The 6,485-nt window shown below is 65.3% G+C and carries 6 protein-coding genes; all 6 read right to left on the bottom strand.

Annotation, left to right across the window (positions count from 1 at the left end; all coding sequences use genetic code 11):
* Positions 1–123 precede the first annotated feature (123 nt).
* Positions 124–2,451: a carboxy terminal-processing peptidase gene (locus tag AC1DT2_RS13565; protein ID WP_477296820.1), complete on the bottom strand. Its 2,328-nt coding sequence runs from the start codon at positions 2,449–2,451 to the stop codon at positions 124–126.
* Positions 2,452–2,482: 31 nt separating this feature from the next.
* Complete coding sequence (gene lipA / locus AC1DT2_RS13570) at positions 2,483–3,481, bottom strand: lipoyl synthase (RefSeq protein WP_477296822.1); 999 nt, start codon at positions 3,479–3,481, stop codon at positions 2,483–2,485.
* 13 nt (positions 3,482–3,494) lie between these two features.
* Positions 3,495–4,163: a lipoyl(octanoyl) transferase LipB gene (gene lipB, locus AC1DT2_RS13575; RefSeq protein WP_213949424.1), complete on the bottom strand. Its 669-nt coding sequence runs from the start codon at positions 4,161–4,163 to the stop codon at positions 3,495–3,497.
* 182 nt (positions 4,164–4,345) lie between these two features.
* Positions 4,346–4,636, bottom strand: a complete 291-nt coding sequence (locus AC1DT2_RS13580; RefSeq protein WP_063574054.1) for a DUF493 family protein — start codon at positions 4,634–4,636, stop codon at positions 4,346–4,348.
* A 12-nt stretch (positions 4,637–4,648) separates the two neighbouring features.
* Positions 4,649–5,872: a D-alanyl-D-alanine carboxypeptidase family protein gene (locus tag AC1DT2_RS13585; RefSeq protein WP_063574055.1), complete on the bottom strand. Its 1,224-nt coding sequence runs from the start codon at positions 5,870–5,872 to the stop codon at positions 4,649–4,651.
* Positions 5,873–5,909: 37 nt separating this feature from the next.
* The coding region (locus AC1DT2_RS13590; protein ID WP_477296825.1) for an SPOR domain-containing protein at positions 5,910–6,485 on the bottom strand (576 nt) is incomplete at its 5' end.

Genomic DNA, 6,485 nt, shown 5'->3' on the forward strand with positions numbered 1-6,485 from the left:
CTGTAGGAGCCGATTCATCGGCGAATGGGTGCTTGCGACAACCTGGCCCGCTGCCGCGGGATCGCCGATGAATCGGCTCCTACACGGAGCAAAAAAAAGCCCGCCAATGGCGGGCTTCTTGTTTTACGGCGTGGTCGAAGCCGGAGGGCTCGACGGCACCTGCGCCGTTTGCGGGGCGTCGATTTTCCGCCCGCCGTACGGCAGCACCTGCGCGGCGATCTTCGGATCCGCCTTGATCAGCGAAACCTCATCGCCAACGATGTGTGCGGCTTCATCGAGCGGCGTGTCCTTCGCCTTCTTCGCATCGGCTTCCGCCTTGATCTCGGTCTTGAGGCTGCGCTCGTTGGCGTTGAGGCCGTCGTCGCCGTTGTTCGCGTCGTCACCGGCGCCCGCCGGGCTGCCGTCGCCACCGAAGATCGCCTTGCGACGGTTACGGAAGTCGGTCTGCAGCGCGTCGTACTGCTTACGCTCGGCCTGGCGTGCGGCGAAGTTCAGCGAGATGTCGGTCTTGTCGCGCAGCTTCTTGTACTCGGCCATTTCGTCGAGCATGAGCTTCCACGCCGGCGAGTTCGCCACGCGCGCTTCGTGCTTGGCGTTGAGCGGACCGACGATCGGCTTCAGGTCGGCGACCGGCTTGTAGTCGGCCGGATCGATGTGACGCCACGGCAATGCGTTGTCGTAGGTGGACTCACCGAATTCCTTGGCGTCGCCGTTCTGCGGGAACATGACGTCGGGTGTGACACCGCGCAGCTGCGTGCTGTCACCGTTGATGCGGATGAACTCGGCGATGGTCATCTTGAGTTCGCCGTACTTGGCATCTTCGCCCGTCGCGGCCTTGCCGAACTTGTCGAGGTCGACCAGGTTCTGCACGGTGCCCTTGCCGAAGGTCGGCTCACCGATGATGACGCCGCGACCGTAATCCTGGATCGCCGCGGCGAAGATTTCCGACGCCGACGCCGAACCACGGTTGACCAGCACGGCCATCGGGCCATCCCACGACATGCCCGGCACGTCGTCACCCTGGGCGTCGATCTGGCCGCGCGCATCGCGCACCTGAACGACCGGACCGGTATCGATGAAGAGGCCGGTGAGCTCGGTCGCCTCGGACAGCGAACCGCCGCCGTTGTTACGCAGGTCGATCACCACGCCCTCGACCTTCTGCGCCTTGAGCTCGGTGAGCAGCTTGGCGACGTCGCGGGTGGCGCTCTTGAAATTGGTATCGCCGGCGCGGCGTGCACCGAAGTCCTGGTAGAACGTGGGCAGGTCGATCACGCCGATCTTGCGCGTGACATCGCCGTCCTTCACGTCGATGACCTTGGACTTGGCGGCCTGCTCTTCCATCGTGACCTTCTTGCGGATCAGCGTCACGATGTCGTGCTTGCCGTCCACACCGGCATCGGCCGGAAGGATCTCGATGCGGACCGTGGTGTCTTTCTTGCCGCGGATGAGCTTGACCACGTCGTCCTGGCGCCAGCCAACCACGTCGACCATGGGACCGGTTTCGCCCTGGCCGATGGCGACGATGCGGTCGCCCGCCTTCATCTTGCCGGACTTGATCGCCGGGCCACCCGGGACGAGCTCGCGGATGGTGGTGTAGTCGTCGCGTGCCTGCAGCACCGCGCCGATACCTTCCAGCGACAGGCGCATGGCGATATCGAAGGCGTCCGCGGCACGGGGGCCGAGGTAGTCGGTGTGCGGATCGGTCGAGTTGGCGTACGCGGTCATGAAGGCCTGCGTCGCGTCTTCGTCATCGAGCTGGCGCACGCGGCTGATGTAGGTCGCGTAGCGCTTGTCGAGTGTCTTGCGGATGTCGTCGTCGCTCTTGCCGGCGAGCTTCAGGCGCAGCCAGTCGTTCATGGTGCGCTTGCGCCACACGTCGTCGAGCTCGGCCTGGTTCTTCGGGATCGCGGCCTTCTTGCGGTCGAAGTTGAAGCTGTCGTTGCCGCTGAAGTCGAAGCCCTTCTTGAGCAGGCCGCGCGCGTAGTTCATGCGATCCACGGCGCGCGTCACGTAAAGGTTGAACACCGAGAACGGACCGGTGAGGTCCTGGTTCCAGATCGCGTCGTCGAACTGCGTCTTCAGCGGCGCGAACTTGTCCATATCTTCCTGGGTGAAGAAGACTTTCTCGGCATCGAGCGAGTCGAAGTAGGCCTTATAGATCTTGGCCGACATGGCGTCGTCGAGCGGCTGCGCCTGGTAGTGGAAGCGCGTGAGGAAGCGCGCCGACAGCTGCGAGGCCTGCGCTTCGGCGGCGGTCGGCTTCAGCGGGAGGCTGGACTCCTTGCGCTGCGGCTCCGGCGAGGTCGCCGCTTCGGAGGCGTCCTTCGGCTGCGGTGTCGCGGCCTTCGTCGCCGGCGCGGCCGCGCCCGGCTGCTGCGGGGCGGCTGTCTGTGCCTGGGCACCTGCGGCGGAAAGGGCCAGCAGGAGGGCGAACGCGGGGCGAAGGGTCATGTAGTCGAAGCCTCGGATTGCTTTGGGGCGTTTATTCGACGACGCCGGCGGCGTGAGCCATCAGGTCGGCATGGTAGGAGGATCGCACCAACGGGCCGGAAGCGACATGGCCGAAGCCCATCTCTTCACCGGCGACGCGCAGCGCCTCGAATTCGTCCGGCGTCCAGTAACGGACCACCGGGTGGTGATGCGCCGTCGGCTGCAGGTACTGGCCGATGGTGATCATGTCGACGTCATGGTTACGTAGATCGCGCATGGTCTCGAGCACCTGCTCCATCGTCTCGCCCAGGCCCAGCATGATGCCGGACTTGGTCGGCACCTCCGGGTGCTGTGCCTTGAAACGCTTGAGCAGGTCGAGCGACCACTGGTAATCGGCACCCGGACGGACTTCGCGGTACAGGTGCGGCACCGTCTCGAGGTTGTGGTTGAAGACATCCGGCGGGAAGTCCTTCATGACTTCCAGCGCGCGCTCCATACGGCCCTTGCCGCGGAAATCCGGGGTGAGGATTTCGATGCGGATGTTCGGGCTGGCGTGGCGCACCGCACGGATGCACGAGGCGAAATGCTCGGCGCCACCGTCGCGGAGGTCGTCGCGATCGACCGAGGTGATCACCACGTACTTCAGCCGCATGTCGCGGATGGTCTCGGCCAGACGTGCCGGCTCCATCGGATCCGGCGGCTGCGGGCGGCCATGGGCCACGTCGCAGAACGAGCAACGGCGGGTGCAGACCTCGCCGAGGATCATGAAGGTGGCGGTGCCCTTGGAGAAGCATTCGTGGATGTTCGGGCAGGAGGCTTCTTCGCAGACCGTGACCAGCGAGTTCTCGCGCAGGCGCGCCTTCAGCTGCTGCACGGCATTGCCCTGGGGCAGTCGCACGCGGATCCAGCTCGGCTTGCGCAGCRTGGGCACGTCGGTATCGAAGTTCGCGCGGTTGAGCGCGATCTTGTCGTTACCGAGCATCTTCTCGCCCGGCTTGTCGACGACGGCGATGGGAATGCTGCGGGAGGGGGAAGTGGAGGGTTGGCTCATAACGGCTACGACCTCAGACCGCAATGCGGGCGGGGAGTTCGGGGAGGGAGGGTTCGGCTGATACGGCGTGGAAGCCAAACTGCTTGCAGAATTCCTGTACCAGGACGTCTTCCACGTCTGCCAACCGCGACGGACCGCCCAAGTCTAACACCTGGGTGACCTCCAAACCCTTGTAGCCGCAGGGATTGATGCGGTGATAGGGCTCGAGGTCCATGTCCACGTTGAAGGCCAGCCCATGGAAGCTGCAACCCCGGCGGATGCGCAGCCCGAGGGCCGCGACCTTGGCCCCGGCCACGTAGACGCCCGGGGCGCCCTCAAGGCGTTCGGCGCCGATATTCCATTCGCCCATGGTGTCGATGATGGCCTGCTCGATCCGGTTGACCAGCTCGCGCACGCCCACGCCGACGCGGCGCAGGTCGATCATCGGATAAGCCACGATCTGGCCGGGACCGTGATAGGTCACCTGGCCACCGCGATCCACGCGCACCACCGGGATATCCCCCGCCGCCAGCACGTGTTCCTCCTTACCCGCCTGCCCCAGGGTAAACACCGGGTCATGCTCCAGCAGCCACAGCTCGTCGACGGTGTCRTCGGTGCGGTTGTCGGTGAAGGCGCTCATGGCCTTCCAGGTGGATTCGTAGGGGACGCGCCCCAGCCGGCGGACGTTGAGCGGGAGGGTCATCGGGATCGGGTCGGAGGGGATGTCGAGGAATTGTGGGCGCTGGCCCAGTGTTACAAGGCTGATGGGAGGGCTCTGTGTGGGAGCCGCTTCAGCGGCGATCCGGCGGCAGCCGGCAAGGCCCATCGCCGCTAAAGCGGCTCCCACACAAGGCATCGCCGATGAATCGGCTCCCACAAAGGGCGTTACATCGTAAAGCGGATGTTCTCGTCAGCCCGCAAGGTGCTATGCGCTTCCAGGTACTTCTCACGACTCGGTGCGACGAAGCTCACCGTGACCGACTGATAATTCCCAGCCGGGGTGAGCTTGGTCGACAGGGTCTCGTGCAGTACTTCCAGGCCGATAGCGTGGAGCAGCGCCGGGATGTGCTTGTCGAGACCGGCCGCGGCATTGCCGATGGCCGTGATCTCGAACTCGCCCGGGAACTGGAAGCCCTTGCCGTCTTTCTGCGCATCGCTGAAGTCGATCTCACGCATGGTGCCGCCCTCTTACTTCTTGTCGCTGTCGCTGTGGAACCACAGCATGATCGTGTCCCAGAGGCGGGAGAAGAAGCCGCCTTCCGGTGCATCGTTCAGGGCCACCAACGGCGTGGTGAGCACCGGCTGGCCATCAAGCGTCACGCGCAACGTACCGACCTGCTGGCCCTTCTTGAAGGGAGCGATCAGCGTGGCCGGGATATCGAGATTGGCCTTGAGCTTGTCGTAGTCGCCGCGCTTGACCGACACCAGTGCGTCTTCGGCAACGCCGAGCGGGATCGTGTTTTCAGCGCCCTTCCACAGCTTGGGCGTGGCCAGCGGCTTGTTGGCTTCGTACAGCTTGTGCGATTCGTAGAAACGGAAGCCGTAGTTGAGCAGCGCCAGCGCGGCGTCGGCGCGGCCCTTCTCGCTGCTGGCACCCATGATGATGGCGATCATGCGGGCATCGCCCTGCTTGGCCGAAGCGGCCAGGCAGTAGCCGGCAGCGGCGGTGTGGCCGGTCTTGATGCCGTCGACGGTGTTGTCGCGCCACAGCAGCAGGTTACGGTTGTGCTGCTTGATGCCGTTCCACTCGAACTCTTTCACGGCCGAGATCGCGTAATCCTCGGGGAAGTCGTGGATGAGTGCGCGCGACAGGATCGCGATGTCATGAGCCGTCGTGTAGTGATTCGCTACCGGGTAACCCGAGGCGTTCTGGAACTGCGAATGCGTCATGCCGATCTGCTTGGCGTACGCGTTCATCAGGTTGGCGAACGCCGGCTCGGAGCCCGCGGTGTGCTCGGCCAGCGCGATGGCGGCGTCGTTACCCGACTGGATGATCATGCCGTAGAGCAGGTCTTTCAGCGGCACCTGGCTGTTGAGCTTGAGGAAGCTGGTCGAGCCGTCGGTGCTCGCACCGCCGCCGCGCCAGGCGTTCTCGCTGATCGTGACCGGATCGGAGTTGTGGATCTTGCCGTTGCCCAGCTCGGCCGAGACGACGTAATCGGTCATGATCTTGGTGATCGAGGCCGGCTCCAGCTGCACGTCCGGATCCTTCGAGGCGATGATCTGCCCGGTGTTGTAATCCATCAGCACCCAGCTCTTGCCCTCGACGTCCGGCGGCGGCGGTACCGGCGCTTCGGGAACGACCGGGCGCGGAACGGGCGTGGGATGCGGCGGGGTCTGCTGCGCCACGGTGACGCCGGCGACGAGCGCAGCGGCGGCGAAAGCGAACAGGGAGCGTGGGAAGAGCTTCATCGTTTCAGCGATCCAGTCAAAGCAAGAAAAAAGGAGGTCAGTCTACCGCGACCGACGGGCGAGGCAGGCCCATGCCGGATATCTGGTCGGTCACGCGGTCGGCGGTGTCGACATCGGCCAGAGGACCCACGCGCACGCGGCGCACGCTGCGGCCGCCCACGGCGGTCTCGATAACACTGACAGGGCCCAGACCCGCTTTGTTCAGCTGGTCGGCCACGCGATTGGCATTCGCCACGTCGGAAAAGGCGCCGACCTGGAGGTAAATCGTGGGTTTGCCCGGGACCGAAGCGACGGTCGGCCCCTGGGCAGGCGTTGCGAGGCGCGGCATCGCGCCGGACGAGGCGGCGGGACCCGGCACTGACTTCTGACCCGGCACTGACTTCTGACCCGGCATCGGCGGCAACGCCTCGGCGGCGGAAACACCGGTCATGCCAGGTACGGGGCCATCGTCGCCCTCGCCATCGGCTGCGGCGCTCGCGGGCGGTGTTCCACTCGGCGTGGCGCGCAGCGGTACGGCACCGACAGGCGCAGATATGGCGGCGCTCGGCGCACGCGTACCGGAACCGACGATCGGCGCCGCGGCGACGGCGCCAGCCCCAACGAAGCGAGACGA

This window comes from Luteibacter sp. P4_E6 (assembly GCF_056401535.1).